At 59.0% G+C, this 16,992-nt stretch carries 17 protein-coding genes; 10 read left to right on the top strand and 7 right to left on the bottom strand.

The window, feature by feature from the left end:
• Nucleotides 1–81: 81 nt before the first annotated feature.
• Nucleotides 82–990 (top strand): AAA family ATPase, encoded by a 909-nt coding sequence (locus ACR3EG_RS11870; protein ID WP_480495961.1) that lies wholly within the window; start codon nt 82–84, stop codon nt 988–990.
• A complete protein-coding gene (locus tag ACR3EG_RS11865; RefSeq protein WP_480495959.1) occupies nt 990–2,246 on the top strand; it encodes a vWA domain-containing protein in 1,257 nt (418 codons plus the stop codon). Before ACR3EG_RS11870 ends, ACR3EG_RS11865 begins: the two co-directional genes overlap by 1 nt.
• 7 nt (nt 2,247–2,253) lie before the next feature.
• Here ACR3EG_RS11865 and ACR3EG_RS11860 read toward each other — a convergent pair whose 3' ends face one another.
• Nucleotides 2,254–2,754 carry a hypothetical protein gene (locus ACR3EG_RS11860; RefSeq protein ID WP_480495958.1) on the bottom strand — a complete coding sequence of 167 codons (501 nt, stop codon included), beginning with the start codon at nt 2,752–2,754 and terminating at the stop codon, nt 2,254–2,256.
• A gap of 224 nt (nt 2,755–2,978) precedes the next feature.
• Here ACR3EG_RS11860 and ACR3EG_RS11855 point away from each other — a divergent pair, with 224 nt between their 5' ends.
• From ACR3EG_RS11855 to ACR3EG_RS11835, 5 genes are all read left to right on the top strand, one after another.
• Entirely contained in the window at nt 2,979–3,947 is a 969-nt protein-coding gene (locus ACR3EG_RS11855; RefSeq protein ID WP_480495956.1) for an XdhC family protein, read from the top strand.
• A complete protein-coding gene (locus ACR3EG_RS11850) occupies nt 3,944–4,945 on the top strand; it encodes a molybdopterin-binding protein (protein ID WP_480495954.1) in 1,002 nt (333 codons plus the stop codon). The genes ACR3EG_RS11855 and ACR3EG_RS11850 overlap by 4 nt, the downstream gene beginning before the upstream one ends.
• Before the next feature lie 109 nt (nt 4,946–5,054).
• Nucleotides 5,055–5,540 carry a (2Fe-2S)-binding protein gene (locus ACR3EG_RS11845; protein ID WP_480947283.1) on the top strand — a complete coding sequence of 162 codons (486 nt, stop codon included), beginning with the start codon at nt 5,055–5,057 and terminating at the stop codon, nt 5,538–5,540.
• Nucleotides 5,541–5,615: 75 nt separating this feature from the next.
• Nucleotides 5,616–7,973, top strand: a complete 2,358-nt coding sequence (locus tag ACR3EG_RS11840; protein ID WP_480947282.1) for a xanthine dehydrogenase family protein molybdopterin-binding subunit — start codon at nt 5,616–5,618, stop codon at nt 7,971–7,973.
• 95 nt (nt 7,974–8,068) lie between these two features.
• Nucleotides 8,069–8,860 (top strand): FAD binding domain-containing protein, encoded by a 792-nt coding sequence (locus ACR3EG_RS11835; protein WP_480481979.1) that lies wholly within the window; start codon nt 8,069–8,071, stop codon nt 8,858–8,860.
• Nucleotides 8,861–8,895: 35 nt separating this feature from the next.
• On the opposite strand, the gene ACR3EG_RS11830 is transcribed toward ACR3EG_RS11835, so the two are convergent.
• Nucleotides 8,896–9,795 (bottom strand): MurR/RpiR family transcriptional regulator, encoded by a 900-nt coding sequence (locus tag ACR3EG_RS11830; RefSeq protein WP_480495897.1) that lies wholly within the window; start codon nt 9,793–9,795, stop codon nt 8,896–8,898.
• 89 nt (nt 9,796–9,884) lie between these two features.
• Between ACR3EG_RS11830 and ACR3EG_RS11825 the strand changes: the two genes are divergently transcribed.
• The 3 genes from ACR3EG_RS11825 to ACR3EG_RS11815 all read left to right on the top strand — a co-directional run bounded on the left by ACR3EG_RS11825 (nt 9,885) and on the right by ACR3EG_RS11815 (nt 12,428).
• On the top strand, nt 9,885–10,643 hold the full coding sequence (locus tag ACR3EG_RS11825) for a beta-keto acid cleavage family enzyme (RefSeq protein WP_480495895.1): 759 nt from the start codon (nt 9,885–9,887) through the stop codon (nt 10,641–10,643).
• Nucleotides 10,640–11,956, top strand: a complete 1,317-nt coding sequence (locus ACR3EG_RS11820; RefSeq protein ID WP_480495893.1) for an aspartate aminotransferase family protein — start codon at nt 10,640–10,642, stop codon at nt 11,954–11,956. Before ACR3EG_RS11825 ends, ACR3EG_RS11820 begins: the two co-directional genes overlap by 4 nt.
• 70 nt (nt 11,957–12,026) lie before the next feature.
• On the top strand, nt 12,027–12,428 hold the full coding sequence (locus ACR3EG_RS11815; RefSeq protein WP_480495891.1) for a hypothetical protein: 402 nt from the start codon (nt 12,027–12,029) through the stop codon (nt 12,426–12,428).
• A 35-nt stretch (nt 12,429–12,463) separates the two neighbouring features.
• Here the strand turns inward: ACR3EG_RS11815 and infC are convergent, their stop codons facing one another.
• The 5 genes from infC to ACR3EG_RS11790 form a co-directional block, all read right to left on the bottom strand.
• Nucleotides 12,464–12,925 carry a translation initiation factor IF-3 gene (infC, locus tag ACR3EG_RS11810; RefSeq protein WP_331251806.1) on the bottom strand — a complete coding sequence of 154 codons (462 nt, stop codon included), beginning with the start codon at nt 12,923–12,925 and terminating at the stop codon, nt 12,464–12,466.
• A gap of 246 nt (nt 12,926–13,171) precedes the next feature.
• Nucleotides 13,172–14,005: a ferredoxin--NADP reductase gene (locus ACR3EG_RS11805; RefSeq protein ID WP_480495889.1), complete on the bottom strand. Its 834-nt coding sequence runs from the start codon at nt 14,003–14,005 to the stop codon at nt 13,172–13,174.
• A gap of 106 nt (nt 14,006–14,111) precedes the next feature.
• Nucleotides 14,112–14,519 (bottom strand): DUF934 domain-containing protein, encoded by a 408-nt coding sequence (locus ACR3EG_RS11800; RefSeq protein ID WP_480495887.1) that lies wholly within the window; start codon nt 14,517–14,519, stop codon nt 14,112–14,114.
• A complete protein-coding gene (locus ACR3EG_RS11795) occupies nt 14,516–15,277 on the bottom strand; it encodes a phosphoadenylyl-sulfate reductase (protein ID WP_480495885.1) in 762 nt (253 codons plus the stop codon). Before ACR3EG_RS11795 ends, ACR3EG_RS11800 begins: the two co-directional genes overlap by 4 nt.
• Nucleotides 15,267–16,931 carry a nitrite/sulfite reductase gene (locus tag ACR3EG_RS11790; RefSeq protein WP_480495883.1) on the bottom strand — a complete coding sequence of 555 codons (1,665 nt, stop codon included), beginning with the start codon at nt 16,929–16,931 and terminating at the stop codon, nt 15,267–15,269. The genes ACR3EG_RS11795 and ACR3EG_RS11790 overlap by 11 nt, the downstream gene beginning before the upstream one ends.
• Between the last annotated feature and the right edge of the window lie 61 nt (nt 16,932–16,992).

Raw genomic sequence — 16,992 nt, 5'->3', positions numbered from 1 at the left:
CCGAACGTCGTAACTCCTTGCAATGCCCCGGTCTTGACGCGCGCGCGCCGTCGTGACCTGTTGGGCGCACAGGAGGGGACCATGACGCAGACACATTCGATCGACGCCGTTCAGACCATGCTGGGCGATCAGGGCTATGTCTGCGGAAGGGCCTTGGCCACGGTCGTCTTCCTGTCGCTGAAACTGGGCCGCCCGTTGTTTTTGGAGGGCGAGGCCGGGGTCGGCAAGACCGAGATCGCCAAGGCGCTGGCCACCGGGCTGAACCGTCGCCTGATACGCCTGCAGTGTTACGAGGGGCTGGATGCGTCCTCCGCCGTTTACGAATGGAACTTCCCGGCGCAAATGGTGGCAATCCGCACCGCCGAAGCCTCAGGCGGTGCCGACCGGGGCGCGCTGCAATCCGAGCTGTTTTCGGACGACTACCTGATCGAACGCCCGCTGCTGCAGGCCATGCGCCCAGACGAACACGGCGCGCCGGTTCTGCTGATTGATGAGCTGGACCGCACGGATGAACCGTTCGAGGCGTTCCTGCTGGAGGCGCTCAGCGATTTTCAGGTCACGATTCCCGAACTTGGCACCGTCAAAGCGCCGGAACCGCCCATCGTCATCGTGACCTCAAACCGCACGCGCGAGGTGCATGACGCCCTGAAACGCCGCTGCCTCTACCACTGGGTTGACTACCCCGATTTTGAGCGCGAGATCGAAATCCTTCACGCCCGCGCACCCGAAGCGGCACAAGCGCTCAGCCGTGAGGTAGTGGCCTTTGTCCAGCACCTACGCACAGAGGATCTGTTCAAGAAACCCGGCGTGGCCGAAACCATCGATTGGGCCAAATGCCTCCTGGCGCTGGATGTGATCAACCTCAGCCCCGAGGTGATCGGTGACACGCTGGGCGCGATCCTGAAATATCAGGACGACATCCAGAAACTCCAAGGGTCTGAGGCAAAACGTATTCTGGACGAAGCCAAAGCCACGCTCGAACCGGTGTGATGGCTGAGCAGCTTCCCCTAGATATCCCAGATGACCCCAAACTGGCGCAGAACATCACCCATTTCGCGCGGGCCCTGCGCAAGGCGGGCTTGCCCATAGGTACGGGCCGTGTTGTCGATGCCATCCGCGCGGTGCAGGCTGCCGGGTTCTCGGAAAAGCAGGATTTCTACTGGACCCTGCACGCCTGTTTCGTGAACCGCCCCGAACATCGCACCGTGTTCGCTCAGGTCTTTCGCATGTATTGGCGCGACCCGCAGTATATGGAGCATATGATGGCCATGATGCTGCCGGCGATCCGGGGTGTTCAGGAAGACCGCAAGGCCGACGCGGGCGAAAAGCGCGCGGCCGAGGCGCTGTTGGACGGTGTCGAACGCGATCAGCCAGAGACGCAAGACACGGGCGAAGAAACTGAGCTAGAGATCGACGCCTCACAAACCGCCTCGACCGAGGAACGCCTGCGCAGTCTGGACTTTGAACAGATGAGCACGGCTGAGATCGCTCAGGCCAAGCGCATATTGGCTCGTATGACGCTACCCGTAAAACCAATCGAATCCCGGCGCGGTCAAGCCAGCCATGTAGGGCAAAGGATCGACCGCGCCCGCACTTTGCGCGCCGCCATGCGCCAGGGTGGAGAGTTGCACGAAATCGCCCGTCAGAAACCCCGAACCCGCTGGCCCAATCTGGTGGTGCTGTGTGATATCTCGGGCTCGATGAGCCAATACAGCCGCATTATCCTGCATTTTCTGCACTCGGTCTCGAACGCGAAAGGCGCTGGATGGGCCAAAGTTCACGCGTTCACTTTCGGGACGCGGCTGACCAATATCACCCGCCACCTGCATCAACGCGATGTAGATGCCGCTTTGGCCGCCGCTGGGGCGGAAGCGCAGGATTGGGAGGGCGGCACCCGCATCGGCGAATGCCTGCACGCGTTCAACCGCGACTGGTCGCGGCGCGTCATGGGGCAGGGTGCGGTGGTTCTGTTGATCTCGGACGGATTGGACCGGGGCGAACCGCAAGCGCTGGGGAAAGAGATGGAGCGTCTGCACCTTTCCGCCCGCCGTCTGATCTGGCTGAACCCACTGCTGCGCTGGGACGGGTTTGCACCTAAGGCGCAGGGCGTGGCCGCGATGCTGCCGCATGTGGACAGCTTTCGGGCCGGGCATTCGATTGCTTCGCTTGAGGATCTGGCCGAGGTCATCTCGAAACCCGATGACATGGGTGAGAAAGCGCGGTTGATGACCGCGCTTTCAAGTTAGAGTTAACTTAACTTAGCTGCTCTTCGTTGCACTTGCGGGCCATTTCCATGGCCTTGTAGGTGCCAGTCAGATCCACGGTGAAGGCAAATTCCTTCTCGGGGAAGACAAGCATCACCTTTTGCTTGGCGATGTCTTCAGCGAATTGGGGATCATTGGACAGAACGTAACCGCCCGAATACCCCTTGGTGATGTTACCTTTCATGCCGGTGGCTTCACCGATATAGAGGTTGTCGCCCAGCAAAATCGCCACGGCCTCTGTATCGCCGCGCTTGATGTCGGTTTTTTCTTTGGTGAAGACGCCCACATAGCCAACGCCGCGATCTTCGGTTAGCCCCATCTGAACCACGTTTTCGGCGTCATCGATGGCCTCAATCAGGCAGGATTTCTTGTCCTGATCAATGAATACCTTCCAGCCCTCGACCTCGCCATAGCGCAGGAATGTATCTGCACTGACTGCCGTGGATGCCAAAAGTCCGATTGCTGTTCCGAGTGCAAAAATGCGTTTCAACTCTTTGTCTCCCTTGTGAAAATTAAATATGCGCATACTGGAATGCAGTAGATGTATGTGTAGGCTAGAATCTGCTCTGCAGACAATCAATGCTTTGCAGAAAATGGTAAAAACTCAGCCAATTCGCGCCGAAGCCTGACTGCGGCGTCTGACCTTAAAGTCGGGGTTCCTTTTCATCTGGCCAAACCTGCCTATGTTGGGTCAAAGCACTATGGGAGGGCGCAATGGACAGATTCGACAACAGCCCAGAAACGGCCTTGCGCTGGTTCAGCAATGGCAAAAAGGCCGCGCTCGCCACCGTGGTTGAGACGTGGGGAAGCGCCCCGCGCCGTGTAGGCGCGCAGCTGGTCATTGGCGGCGATGGTCGGATCGAAGGTTCGGTGTCGGGCGGGTGCGTCGAAGGGGCTGTGATCGTCGAAGCGTTGGAAGCCATCGATGAAGGCGAAGCGCGGTTGCTGGAGTTCGGTGTCAGCGACGAAGATGCGTTTGCAGTTGGTTTGGCCTGTGGCGGCACGATTCGGGTTCTGGTTGAGCCCATCGGAAGCGTTCTGCCCGAACCCATGCTTCGTGAACTGGTCGAGGCTCGGGCGGCGCGCGAACCGCTCGCCTATGAGGTCAATGTCGAGACCGGCCACCGCGCGCTGCGTCGCAACGCCTATGCCGACCGGCTGCGCATGGATCGCTCGGGGTTCGAAGAGGATGGCAAGACCTTTGTGGCGGTTCACAATCCACCTTTGCGCCTGATCGTTGTGGGCGCGGTTCATATTGCGCAAGCGCTGGTGCCGATGTCGCGGATTGCGGGCTATGACCCTGCGATTATCGACCCACGGGATGCTTTTGCGTCCAGCGCCCGGTTTCCGGGGGAAACCATCCTGACCGATTGGCCGGATGAGGCTGTTGCTAAGTTGGGTCTGGATTCGCGCACGGCTGTGGTGTTGCTGACCCACGACCCCAAGCTGGATGACCCGGCACTGGAATCAGCGTTGGCCGCCGGGGTGTTTTATATCGGAGCCCTCGGCTCGACCCGGACCCATGCCAAACGCGTGGCTCGTATGACCGAGGCCGGGTTCACCGAAGATCAGATAGCCCGCATTTATGGTCCGGTTGGTCTGGATATCGGTGCTGCTGACCCGTCCGAAATCGCGGTCGCGATACTGGCTCAGATGACCGCCGTGTTACGGGGCAAAGCGTGAAGTTCGGTCCTGTCCCCGTTGCCGAGGCTACAGGCGCGATCCTTGCCCACTCGATCAAGGTCGGTGATCGTAAGCTGCGTAAAGGCATCGCGCTGACGGCAGACCACATCAACGACCTGACCGAGGCTGGCCTTGGCTCCGTCACTGTCGCGCAACTGGAACCCGGTGACTGTCACGAGGATGAGGCCGCCCGGATGCTGGCCGCCGCTCTGGCTCCGAACCCAACCGAGGTGGGTTTACGCGTGACCCAACCTTTTACCGGTCGCGTGAATCTGCTGGCGGATGGACCGGGCGTCGCCGTGCTGGATGTTGAGGCGTTGGAGGCCTTCAACCGCGTCAACCCGATGATCACCGTCGCGACTGTTCCGCAATACCAGCAGATGGGCGAAGGCGGCATGGTGGCTACGATCAAGGTTATCTCTTATGCCGTGCCCGGAGGCGATGTGATGCACGCGGCACGTCTGGCGCAGGCATCGATCCGTATGGTCTCGCCGATCCACAAAACTGCGGGTCTGGTGGTGACTGATATTCCCGGTGGCCCGTCGAACGAAAAGGGGATCGCAGCGATCCGCGGCCGTGTCGAATCCCTGGGGATGGAACTGTCAGACGTTCGGATCGTCCCGCATCAGGCGGAACCTTTGTCCTTGGCTGTGTCCGACGCTGAGGGGGATATCGTCATGATCCTGACCGGCTCGGCCACGTCTGACGTGTACGACGTGGCACCCGAGGCGGTACGCGCCGCCGGAGGGCAAGTGGACCGGTTCGGAATGCCGGTCGATCCTGGCAACCTTCTGTTTCTAGGCGCGCTTGGCGAGCGGCCCGTGATTGGCTTGCCGGGCTGCGCGCGTTCACCTGCACTGAACGGGGCCGATTGGGTTTTGTCCCGCGTGGCCTGCGGGATCGAAACAACGGGGCTCGACATCGCAGGGATGGGTGTCGGTGGGTTACTGAAAGAGATCCCGACACGCCCGCAGCCCCGGTCTTCGCGAAAGCCCTGATGTGGTGGGCTTGCCCGACAATCCTCTGAACCGTCTCAGATTTTTGTTCTCAAATGAAAACCCGCGTGTTTAACTCGACCCGAGGACCAATATGAAACGGGAGGATTTCATGGCACAGATTTCGATGACTGTGAACGGTTTATCTGTGAGCGGTGATGTTGAGGGTCGGACGTTATTGTCTGGATTTTTGCGTGATCATTTGGGGATGACCGGGACGCATGTTGGGTGTGACACGGCGCAATGTGGTGCGTGTGTTGTGCATGTGGATGGTCAGGCCGTGAAGTCGTGCAACATGCTTGCGCTTGAGGCAGACGGGTCTGAGGTTGGTACGATTGAAGGTCAGGCGACTGCGGATGGGTCTTTGAACACCATTCAGCAGGCGTTTCAGGATCATCACGGTCTTCAGTGCGGGTTCTGCACGCCGGGCATGGTGATGAGTGCGGCGGCCTTGCTGAAGGAGAACCCGCGCCCGACGGAAGGAGAGATCCGGCATTATCTGGAAGGCAACCTGTGCCGGTGCACGGGCTATCATAACATCGTCAAGGCGATCATGGCCGCATCGGGTCAGGACGTCGGCAGCATCGCTGCGGAATAAACGCCACTGCGGGCCTGTAGCGCCCGTGGAAGGACAAGGATGCGTTAGCATCCGTTTATGGGAGGAGAACAAGCAATGCCCAAAGACAGTGGCATCGGAGCCAGTTCCAAGCGGCGCGAGGACGTGCGCTTTCTGACCGGAGCAGGCAATTACACCGACGACATCAATGTGGCCGGACAGGCCTATGTGTATTTCCTGCGCTCGGATATCGCGCATGGCCGGATCGCCAGCATCGACACCTCGGCAGCCGAAGGCATGCCCGGCGTGGTCCGGGTGTTCACCGGCAAGGATTTCGAAGGGGTGGGCGGCATCCCCTGCGGCTGGGAGGTGACGGACAAGCACGGCGCGCCCATGCAGGAACCGGCGCATCCCATTCTGGCACAAGGTAAAGTGCGCCATGTGGGCGATCCGATTGCGGCCGTGGTGGCCGACAGCCTGGAACAGGCGCGCGATGCGGCCGAGGCGATCGATCTGGATATCGAAGAACTGCCCGCCGTGATCGACATGAAGGCCGCCGCCCTGGATGGTGCAACGCTGGTCCATGACGATCTGAAGAACAACATCTGCTATGACTGGCAGCTGGGCGAGGCGGATGACGCCAAGGTCAATGAGGTCTTCGCCAATGCGGCGCATGTGACCACGCTGGATCTGGTGAACAACCGTCTGGTTGCCAACCCGATGGAGCCGCGCGTGGCGGTGGCGGAATACAGCCGCGGGACCGAGGATTATACGCTCTATACCACTTCGCAGAACCCGCATGTGATCCGGCTGCTGATGTGTGCCTTCGTTTTGGGCCTGCCGGAACACAAGGTCCGCGTGGTGGCCCCGGATGTGGGTGGCGGCTTTGGCACCAAGATTTTCCACTATGCGGAAGAGGCGTTTGTGACCTTCGCCGCCAAGGCCTGCAACCGGCCTGTGAAGTGGTCGGCCAGCCGGTCCGAGGCGTTCATGTCCGATGCCCATGGCCGCGACCATGTGGGCACGATCGAACTGGCGCTGGATGCGGACAACAACTTTATCGGTCTGCGGACCAACACCTATGCGAACCTGGGGGCGTATCTGTCGACCTTCTCAAGTTCCGTGCCCACATGGCTGCACGGCACGCTGATGGCAGGCAATTACAAGACGCCGGTCATTCAGGTGAACGTCAAGGCGATGTTCACCAACACGGTGCCGGTGGATGCCTATCGCGGCGCGGGCCGGCCCGAGGCGACCTATCAGCTGGAGCGCGTCGTCGACAAAGCCGCGCGCGAGTTGGGGGTCGATCCCATTGCGCTGCGCCGTCAGAACTTCATCACCCAGTTCCCCTATGACACGCCGGTGGCGCTGACCTATGACACTGGCGACTACAACGGGACCATGGACAAGCTGGAGGCCGCCGCCGATCTGGCCGGCTTTGCCGCGCGGCGTACGGAAAGTGAGGCCAAGGGCAAGCTGCGGGGCCTGGGCATCAACTGCTATATCGAGGCGTGCGGCATTGCGCCGTCGAACATCGTTGGCATGCTGTACCGCGCGGGTCTTTATGATGCGGCAACCGTGCGGGTGAACGCCACCGGATCAATCAGCGTCATGGTGGGTGCGCACAGCCACGGGCAGGGGCATGAGACCGCCTTCCCGCAGGTTGTGGCCGACATGATCGGCATCGACGAGTCTATGGTCGAGATCGTACATGGCGACACCTCGAAAATCCCGTTTGGGATGGGCGCCTATGGCTCGCGGTCTTTGGCCGTTTGTGGCTCGGCCATGGTCAAGGCCACCGAGAAGGTGATCGACAAGGCCAAGAAGATCGCCGCCCACCTGCTGGAGGCCTCCGAGGCGGATATCGAGCTGAAGGACGGTCAATTCAGCGTGGCAGGCACCGACAAATCGGTGGCCTGGGGCGATGTGACCCTGACGGCCTATGTGCCGCATAACTACCCGCTGGAGGTGGAGCCGGGGCTGGAGGAGACCGCGTTTTACGACCCGGCCAACTTTACCTTCCCCTCGGGCGCCTATGCGTGTGAGGTCGAGCTGGACCCCGAGACCGGCAAAGTCAGTATCGAGGCCTTCACCGCCGCCGATGACTTTGGCAATATCGTCAACCCGATGATCGTGGATGGCCAGGTGCATGGCGGTATCGGTCAGGGTATCGGTCAGGCGCTGTTGGAGAACTGCGCCTATGATGAGAATGGCCAGCTGCTGAGCGCGTCCTTCATGGATTACGCCATGCCGCGTGCCGATGATGTGCCCTTCTATGGGGTGGATCATTCCAGCCAGACGCCCTGCACGCATAACCCGCTGGGGGTGAAGGGCTGTGGTGAGGCCGGGGCCATTGGCTCTCCGCCGGCTGTGGTCAATGCGGTTCTGGATGCGATGAACTCGGGCGGTAAGGCGGTGGATCACATCGACATGCCGGTGAGCCCGTCGCGCGTTTGGGCAGCGATGAACAGCTGAGAGGTTGGGGTAGCTGGGGGCTCTGCCCCCAGACCCCCGAGGTATTTATAGCCAGATGAAGAGCGGATCTGTGTTCTTCGGAAAGGAAAAGCGGAATGTATAATTTCGAGTTTGAGAAGCCCTCGAGCGTCGCCGATGCGGTGGCTGCGTTGGGGGCTGAGGATGCGCAGGCGTTGGGGGGTGGTCAGACGCTGATCCCGACGTTGAAGCAGCGGTTGGCGGCGCCCTCGGCGCTGGTGTCGCTGAGCGGGATTGCCGAGATGCAAGGGGTTTGCATCGAGGATGATGGCTCGGTCGCTATCGGTGGGGCGACGACCCACGCCACGGTGGCGCGCGAGGCGGCCGGGTCATATCCGGCGCTGGCGGCGTTGGCCGGTCAGATTGGGGATCCGGCGGTGCGCAATCGCGGCACCATTGGTGGGTCGGTGGCCAACAATGATCCGGCGGCCTGTTATCCGGCAGGGGTGCTGGGTTCGGGCGCGACCGTTGTGACCAATACGCGGCAGATCGCGGCGGATGACTATTTCCAGGGCATGTTCACCACCGCGCTGGACGAGGGCGAGATCATCACCCAGATCCGCTTCCCGGTGCCGCAGGCCGCAAGCTATCAGAAGTTCCTGCAGCCTGCGTCGCGCTTTGCGTTGGTGGGGGTCTATCTGGCGCGGTTTGCGGATGGTGTCCGTGTGGCCGTGACCGGCGCCAGCGAGGACGGCGTGTTCCGCTGGTCCGAGGCCGAGGAGGCCTTGACCAAAGAGTTCCGCGCCGATGCGCTCATGGGTCTCAAGGTGAACCCGATGAACATGATCGGCGATCTGCATGGCAGCAAAGACTACCGCGCACATCTGGTCAGCGTCATGACCAAACGCGCCGTCCAGGCCTGCAGCTAAATCAAACGTCAGCCCTGAAAAAAACAGGGCTGACTTTAGGACCGACGAAGCCGAGGCAGCTTGGACGGTTGCCAATACGCACCAGTATCTTCGCGCGCTTTTTGGTAGCGCTCGACTCGTTTGCGCGCATCTTCGCCACCGGTTTCAAATAGATGCCCCAAAAGGCAATCCAGAACCGCCGTAGCACCCGCGAAGTTGGAAAAATGATGCTGAGATCGGGTGCTGACCTGAAAAACAACGTCAGGTTTGATGCCTGGGGCGATCACGCCGCTTTCGGAAATCAAAATGACTTTCAGCCCCCTTTGTGTCGCAAAGCGCATCGCGGCGATTGTTTCGGCGGAATAGGGATGAAACGTGATGGCGATCAGGCAGTCCCGCTCATTCGAATCCAACAGGTCATCGATGACGGACCCCGAATGTCGCGGAGCAAGCTGTATGCCAGGATGCGCCATGCGACCCGCGTATGAAAAATAGTAGGCTAAGGCATGGCTTGCCCGTGTTGCTGTCACAAAACATCTGTTTGATTCTGTGATGTATTGAATGGCTTTTGAAACTATCGCAGGCTGCATAAGTCTCAGAGAGCGGTTCACGACATTCAACGAATTGTGCGCGAACTTCGCTTGTGCCCGATCCAGTTCACTTCCGGACTCTGTGGTGTCCAGCCACTCTTGGCCCAGCTGGGATTCTTGGTCGGTGACCAGGGTTTTGCGGAAGGGTGTGCGGAACGCTTCAAAGCCGTCATACCCCATGCGCTGAGCCAACCGAACCAGGACGTTCGGGCTGACACCGATATTACTGGCTGTAACCCTAATAGAGTCCAACGCGAAGTCGCCGGGGTGATCGATAATATACTTAGCCGCCGCCTGAAGGCCCGGTGGCATTGATGAGATGTCGTCTCGCAGCTTGTGCGTAATTTGGGTCGGTGTACCTGGCATAGTGTAAAAAAACACTTGTTATGAAAATTGTAAATTAAAAACGTGCTCGCGCACAGCTAGAGTGAGCCCAAGCAATTAAGGCCGCATCGATGAAGCACACAGTCCGTCCTTACGTTTTGGTCGCGCCAAACGGTGCGCGTCGCACGTCGCAAGACCACGCAAAACTTCCTGTCGGGACCGACGATATCGTGTCGACGGCAAAGGCGTGTTTTTCTGCTGGAGCGCACGGTCTCCATCTACATGTGCGTGACGAACAAGGAGCGCATTCGTTGGATGCGGGACGGTATCTCGAAGCGATAACCGAGTTGCGGCGCGCCGTTCCCGGCATGGATATCCAGATCACGACCGAGGCCGCCGGTATTTACGATGTCGCCGAGCAGTTGGACTGTCTTACCAAGGTTCGACCTGCATGGGTCTCAATCTCGGTGCGCGAAATCGCTCGATCACCGGAATTGGCTGCAAAAGTGTACGCAGTGTGTGCGGATATGGAGGCGCGCGTGCAGCATATCCTCTATGATGCAGAAGATGCGGCTCTGCTGTCCTATTGGCGGGCCAATGGAACAGTGAAATCGGTTCAGACAGACCGGCTTTTGGTATTGGGACGGTATACGCAGGGGCAAGAATCCGCGCCCGAAGATCTAGATCGGTTTCCCTTGGGAGTGTCGCCCTGGATGGTCTGCGCATTCGGGAAACAGGAACACGCTTGTTTGCGTTTGGCGGTCTCGCGCGGGGGAGACGTAAGGGTCGGGTTTGAAAACAGTTTGTACAGGCCAGACGGAACGGTTTGGGCGGACAATGCGGCGTCCGTATCGACTCTGGTTACATCACTTAAGAAAGGTTCGTTATGAGCAACATATTTCCGAGACACACGAAGTCGAAACTGCCGGTCGCTGTCGCAGGGGACGGGGCGTATTTGATCGATAGTCAGGGACGTCGATACCTGGATTGCGGAGATGCAGCCGTGTCGTGCCTGGGGCATTCAAACCAGTCGGTCATCAAGGCCGTTCAGGATCAGGTTGAGAAAATTGCTTTTGCTCATACGGGGTTCATGACCTCGGAGCCGGCGGAAGCATTGGCCGAGATGTTGATACAAAATGCGCCGGGAAATCTGGACCGCGTCTACTTTGTATCCGGAGGATCCGAAGCGACGGAAGCTGCGATCAAGTTGGCCCGACAGTATTTCCTTGAGATTGGTCAGCCGGATCGACGGCATGTAATTGCGCGGCGTCAAAGTTACCACGGGAATACGTTGGGCGCGCTGTCTGCTGGCGGCAATGCCTGGCGTAGGGCGCAGTTTGCGCCCATGCTGATAGAGATGACGCATATCGCACCATGTTACGAATATGCTGAAAAACCTGACGGAGAGAGCAGCTTTGACTACGGCCAACGCGTCGCCAACGAGTTGGAAGATGAAATTTTGCGCCTGGGTCCGGACAGCGTTATGGCCTTTATGGCTGAACCCGTTGTCGGGGCAACTCTGGGTGCTGTCCCTGCTGTTGACGGCTATTTCAGGCGAATCCGTGAAATCTGCGACAAATACGGTGTGCTTTTGATCTTGGACGAAGTGATGTGCGGAATGGGGCGCACGGGTCATTTGTTCGCTTGCGATCACGACGGAGTTGTTCCTGACATATTGTGTATCGCGAAAGGCCTAGGGGCTGGCTATCAACCGATAGGCGCGATGCTTTGTACAGATGGGATTTACAGCGCGATCAGGGACGGGACGGGGTTCTTTCAGCACGGTCACACCTATGTTGGTCACCCTGTCGCAACGGCGGCAGCTTTAGCCGTTCTCCAGGAGCTAACCTCGCGCAATCTGCCCGCCCGGGCCGGGGAGATGGGTCAAAAGCTCCAGCGTGCACTAGAAGACGCTTTTGGTCAGCATCCCAATGTAGGGGATATTCGAGGTCGGGGCTTGTTCCGGGGGATCGAGCTGGTCGCTGATCAGGGCAGCAAGCGCCCATTTGACCCGGCGAATGGACTGGCTGGAAAGATCAAACAGGCCGCATTTGCCGAAGGTCTGATCTGCTACCCTATGGCTGGTACTCGCGATGGACGTGTGGGGGACCACATTCTTCTGGCGCCGCCATTTGTCATTGAAGACACACAGATCGAGGAATTAACCTGGAAGCTGGGCAAAGCGATTTCGACCGTGCTATAACACCCTTGTGAACTGACTTTTCTTTTTAACTCAATAAAGTATTAGTCAAATTTTTATTGGGGCGAGTGTAATGGTTAACGATATTTGGGTGAGTTTTCGAAGTCTTCCAACATGGGTTCAGATTTGGGTTCTCGTAGTTTTAATCCCGGTTAACCTTGCACCTTTGGCTTTTATGGATCAACCACACGGTGAGTTAATCGCCGTTTTGGCAGTAACCGGAATGGCCCTGAATATTCCGATCATGCTAGCCGCCCGAGGGATGAGCAAGGCGATGGCTTTGCCGCACCTGTTGTGCTGGGGGCCTTTGGTGATTGTCATCGCGATGGTGATGTCCGCAGATTCGGCGCTTTCGCCTGAATACGCCGGTTTCCTGACGTTGCTTCTTATCATTGATACGATATCGCTGGGCTTTGACCTGCACGATTCATTCCACTGGGTAAAAGCCAGATCGCAAAACAAAAGCCCCCTTTAAAAAAGGAGGCTTCTTCAGGGTTCACACGGTCCTGATTACTTCTGAGGAAGCGGCCCGATCATCATGATCATCTGACGACCTTCCATCTTGGGCATGTTTTCGACCTTGCCAAGTTCCTTGATGTCCTCGGCGACACGTTCCAGCAATTCGCGCCCCAGGTTCTGGTGCGCCATCTCACGGCCACGGAACCGCAGAGTGACTTTGACCTTGTCGCCTTTTTCCAAAAACTTGAAAACGTTCTTCATTTTGACGTCATAGTCATGCGTGTCGGTGTTGGGGCGGAATTTGACCTCTTTCACCTCGATGACTTTTTGTTTTTTGCGCGCCTCGGCTTCGCGTTTTTGCGTCTCGTACTTAAACTTGCCAAAATCCATGATCTTGCAGACCGGCGGGTTCGCATTGGGCGAAATCTCGACAAGGTCAAGGCCCGCATCCGCGGCAAGTTGCATGGCTTTGGCGGGATGAACCACCCCGACGTTATCGCCGTCAGCGCCAATCAGGCGGATTTCGGGGGCACGGATTTTTTCATTGACGCGCGGGCCGGTATCTCTCTGAGGCGGCGCGTTGTGAGGTCTGCGAGCTATGGGTTCATTCCTTTGATGATTGCAGAAATTCGAGCCCGAAATTTAGACTGCCCGGCGCGCTGATTCAAGCGTGATCCGCGCCGAAAAGACCGAATTTCCCAGGTATCACAGCAGCTTTATGCGCCGACCACAGTCATTCCTGTGCCCGGCGCGGTCAGTTTAGCCCACAAAGGCTTTTTCGATCACGAATTCCTTGGGCTCGGAATTGGCGCCTTCGCGCAGGCCGAACTCCTCCAGAATCTCTTTGATATCCAGATTGAAAGCCAGCGACCCGCAGACCATGCCGCGATCGGTTTCCGGTTTAATGCCACCTTCGATGCCCAGGTCAGCAAAGACAGTGCCGTCTTTCAGCAGGTCGGTGATGCGGCCCATCTTGGGGCTCTCTTCCCGAGTGGTGGTCGGGTAATACCGGATCTTGTCGGCGAAACCTTCGCCCATCAGCTCGGCCAGCATCTCGTCCTTACGGATGTCTTCGATCAACTGACGACCATATTCCAGTTCGGCCACTTCGCGGCAGGTATGGGTGATGATGACCTCATCGTAATCCTCATAGGTCTGCGGCTCGCGCAACAGCGAGGCGAAGGGGGCAAAGCCGGTGCCGGTGGCAAAGAACCACAGACGTTTGCCCGGAAGCAGAGCGTCATGGACCAGTGTACCAACGGGCTTGGGCCGCAGAATAATCTGGTCGCCGGGTTTGATGTGCTGCAGCTTCGAGGTCAGAGGGCCGTCCTGCACCTTGATCGAATAGAACTCCAGCTCTTCGTCCCAGGACGGCGATGCAATGGAATATGCGCGCAGCAAAGGTTTCCCATTGTCGCCCAGCAAGCCGATCATCACAAACTCGCCCGAGCGAAAACGCAGCGAGGCAGGCCGTGACACCTTGAAGGAAAATAGGCTGTCGGTCCAATGTTTGACGTCGGTTACGGTCTGCGCGTCCGGCAGAACGGGGGCCTTTACGGCGGTTGCTTCGGTCACGGGCTTCATCTCTGTCATCGTTTCACTGCCGGCTGGGTAAACCGACATCTCCGTTTAATCTTTGATCCAAGTCAGGAAAAGGGGGCAGTTGCCCTAACGTCGAACTGACTGACGTAAAGTTCAGTTATCCCCGCAGGCGGGATTGATAGTTGTTTTCTTCCCAGTTCGAACGGGCCAACCACTGATCTTCGGGCTGACGTTGCGCAAGGGCCTGGTCGATCTCGACTTCGTCAAAGCCGCTGCGGCGGGCCATCGCAAACTGATCGGCCAACACATGGCCGCGCGCGCGCAAACGCCCAGTATAGCCTTTCAGGCGCAGAACGCGCGCGATGGTAAACCCGCGCCCATCGGCCGAGGACGGAAAGTCCACGCGCACCATTCTGGCGCTGCCGAGGCGGTCATACAGTTCATCCGGGTTGGTGTCCGAAGCCACATCCAGCGCAACCACGTCATTGGCAGCGTCTTCCAGTGTGACGAACCCATCGGTCCAGTCGTCGGGGGCAAAGCCCTCATCGGTTACGATTACGTTCATGTTGTCTCTCCGGCGCGCACCATCTTGCCATCGACAAAATGGATGCCGCATTCTTCCTTGTTCTGGTCGCGCCAGCGTCCGGCGCGGGGGTCTTCGCCCTCTTTGACCGGTGAGGTGCAGGGCGCACAGCCGATCGAAGGGTATCCTTTGGCCACCAGCGGATGCCGGGGCAGGTTGTTTTCTTCCATATAGGCGCGCACGTCCTCGGGTGCCCAATGGGCCAGCGGGTTGACCTTGATCCGACCGGTGCCGTCTTCGACCTCAAAGAAGTCAAGCGCGGCGCGAGTGCCTGATTGGAACCGCTTGCGCCCTGTGATCCAGCCGCAATAGCCCGTCAGGGCCTTTTGCAGCGGGAAGGTCTTGCGCAGGTTGCAACATGCATCCGTATCGCGCAGGCGCAAGGCACCATAGGGGTCTTCGCGCTGAACATCCTCGTCCTCGGCGCGGATGATCTGCACGTTTTTAAGCCCCAGACGTTCGCTGACCTCCTGCTGGTATTCCAGCGTTTCGGTAAACAGCATCTGCGTGTCCACAAACAGCACCGGGGTCATCTTGTCGACCACCGCCGCCATGTGCAGCAACACCACCGACTCGGCCCCAAAGCTGGACACCAGGGCAAGGTCTTCAATCTGTTCGATGGCACCATGCATCACGTCATGCGCGCTGTGGTGCCGGAACCGGGCGTTCAGCGCCTCGACCTGTTCGGTCAGTTCGCTGCGGTCTTTACCCAGCTCCGTCTGGATCAGATCAAGCGGCATTCGCCTGAGCCTCGGGGTACAGAGCCGCCTTGAACGGAGCCATGCCGACACGGCGATAGGTCTGCAGGAACTCTTCTTCGGGGCTGTCACGCTGTTCCAGATAGGTGTTCACGATCCGCTCGACCGCGGGAACGATCTCATCATAGGCAAAGCCCGGACCGGTGCGGTCGCCGATGGCTGCCGTCTCAGAGCCGTCGCCGCCCAGAGTGATCTGGTAGTTCTCGACGCCTGCACGATCCAAGCCCAGGATGCCGATGTGGCCCACGTGGTGATGCCCACAAGCGTTGATGCAGCCCGAGATCTTGATCTTCAGGTGGCCGATATCATGCTCAAGCTTCAGATCGTCGAACCGGGTCGCGATTTCCTGCGCAACGGGGATCGAACGTGCCGTGGCCAGCGCGCAGTAATCCATGCCGGGGCAGGCGATGATGTCGCTGATCAGGCCGATATTTGCGGTCGCCAGCTCGTATTCCTTCAGCTTGGCGTGGATCGCGGGCAGGTCCGATTTGTGGACATGCGGCAAGATCACGTTCTGCTCATGGCTGATGCGCAGCTCGTCATAAGCGAACTCTTCCGCCAGATCGGCCATCACGCGCATCTGCTCAGCGGTCGCATCACCCGGCGTCGCGCCGTGCTTTTTGATCGAGATCGTGACAATCGCGTGGTCCGCGTTCTTGTGCGGTGCGGTGTTGGTGTCGACCCACGAGCGGAAGACCGGATCGTTGGTATAGGCGCTCTCGAACGAAGCAACCGAGCCTTCGCGGAAGGCAGGTGCCGCAAAGTGGCCCTTGATCTCTTCCAGCAGGGCCATGTCCGCGCCTTTGAACTGCGGGCGAACCTGCAGGAAGCGCTCGTTGACCTTGGCGCGGATGGTGTCGATGCCGTTTTCATGAACGGTGATCTTGATACGCGCTTTGTATTTGTTGTCGCGGCGGCCGATCTGGTTCCAGACCGAAACGGTGGCCTCCAGGTATGCCAGCAGATCGTCAAAGGCGACGAAATCCGACAATTCCTTGCCGATCATCGGAGTGCGGCCCAGACCACCACCTACGATCACGCGGGCACCCAGAACGCCGTCACGCTCGACCAGTTGCAGGCCGATATCGTGTGCCTTGATCACGGCGCGGTCGTTTTCGCTGCCGGTGATGGCGATCTTGAACTTACGCGGCATGAACTGGAATTCCGGGTGGTCAGTGGACCACTGGCGCAGCAGTTCGGCATAGGGGCGGGGATCGGCGATCTCATCCGCGGCGGCACCTGCGAAATGATCGGCGGTCACGTTGCGGATGGTGTTGCCCGAGGTCTGGATGGCGTGCATGCCAACCTCGGCCAGCGCGTCCAGCATATCGGGCACGTCGTTCAGTTTCGGCCAGTTATACTGAATGTTCTGACGGGTCGTGAAGTGGCCATAGCCCTTGTCCCACTTCTCGGCCAGCAGGGCCAGTTGGCGCATCTGTGCGCTGGACAGCGTGCCGTAGGGAATGGCGACGCGCAGCATGTACGCGTGCAACTGCAGATACAGGCCGTTCATCAGGCGCAGGGGTTTGAACTCATCCTCGGTCAGCGAGCCGTCGATGCGACGCTCAACCTGTGCGCGGAACTGCTTGTTACGTTCTGCCAAAAATGCTGTGTCGAACTCGGAGTAGCGATACATGATTAGCTGTCCTTAGTTGCAGCCCCGAACCTGGGGCCTTGAAAGGGGAGAGAGGGCCTGA

It is taken from the genome of Ruegeria sp. AM7 (assembly GCF_056535965.1).
Note: the sequence above shows the minus strand (reverse complement) of the source record. Positions and strands in the feature narration are given on the sequence as shown.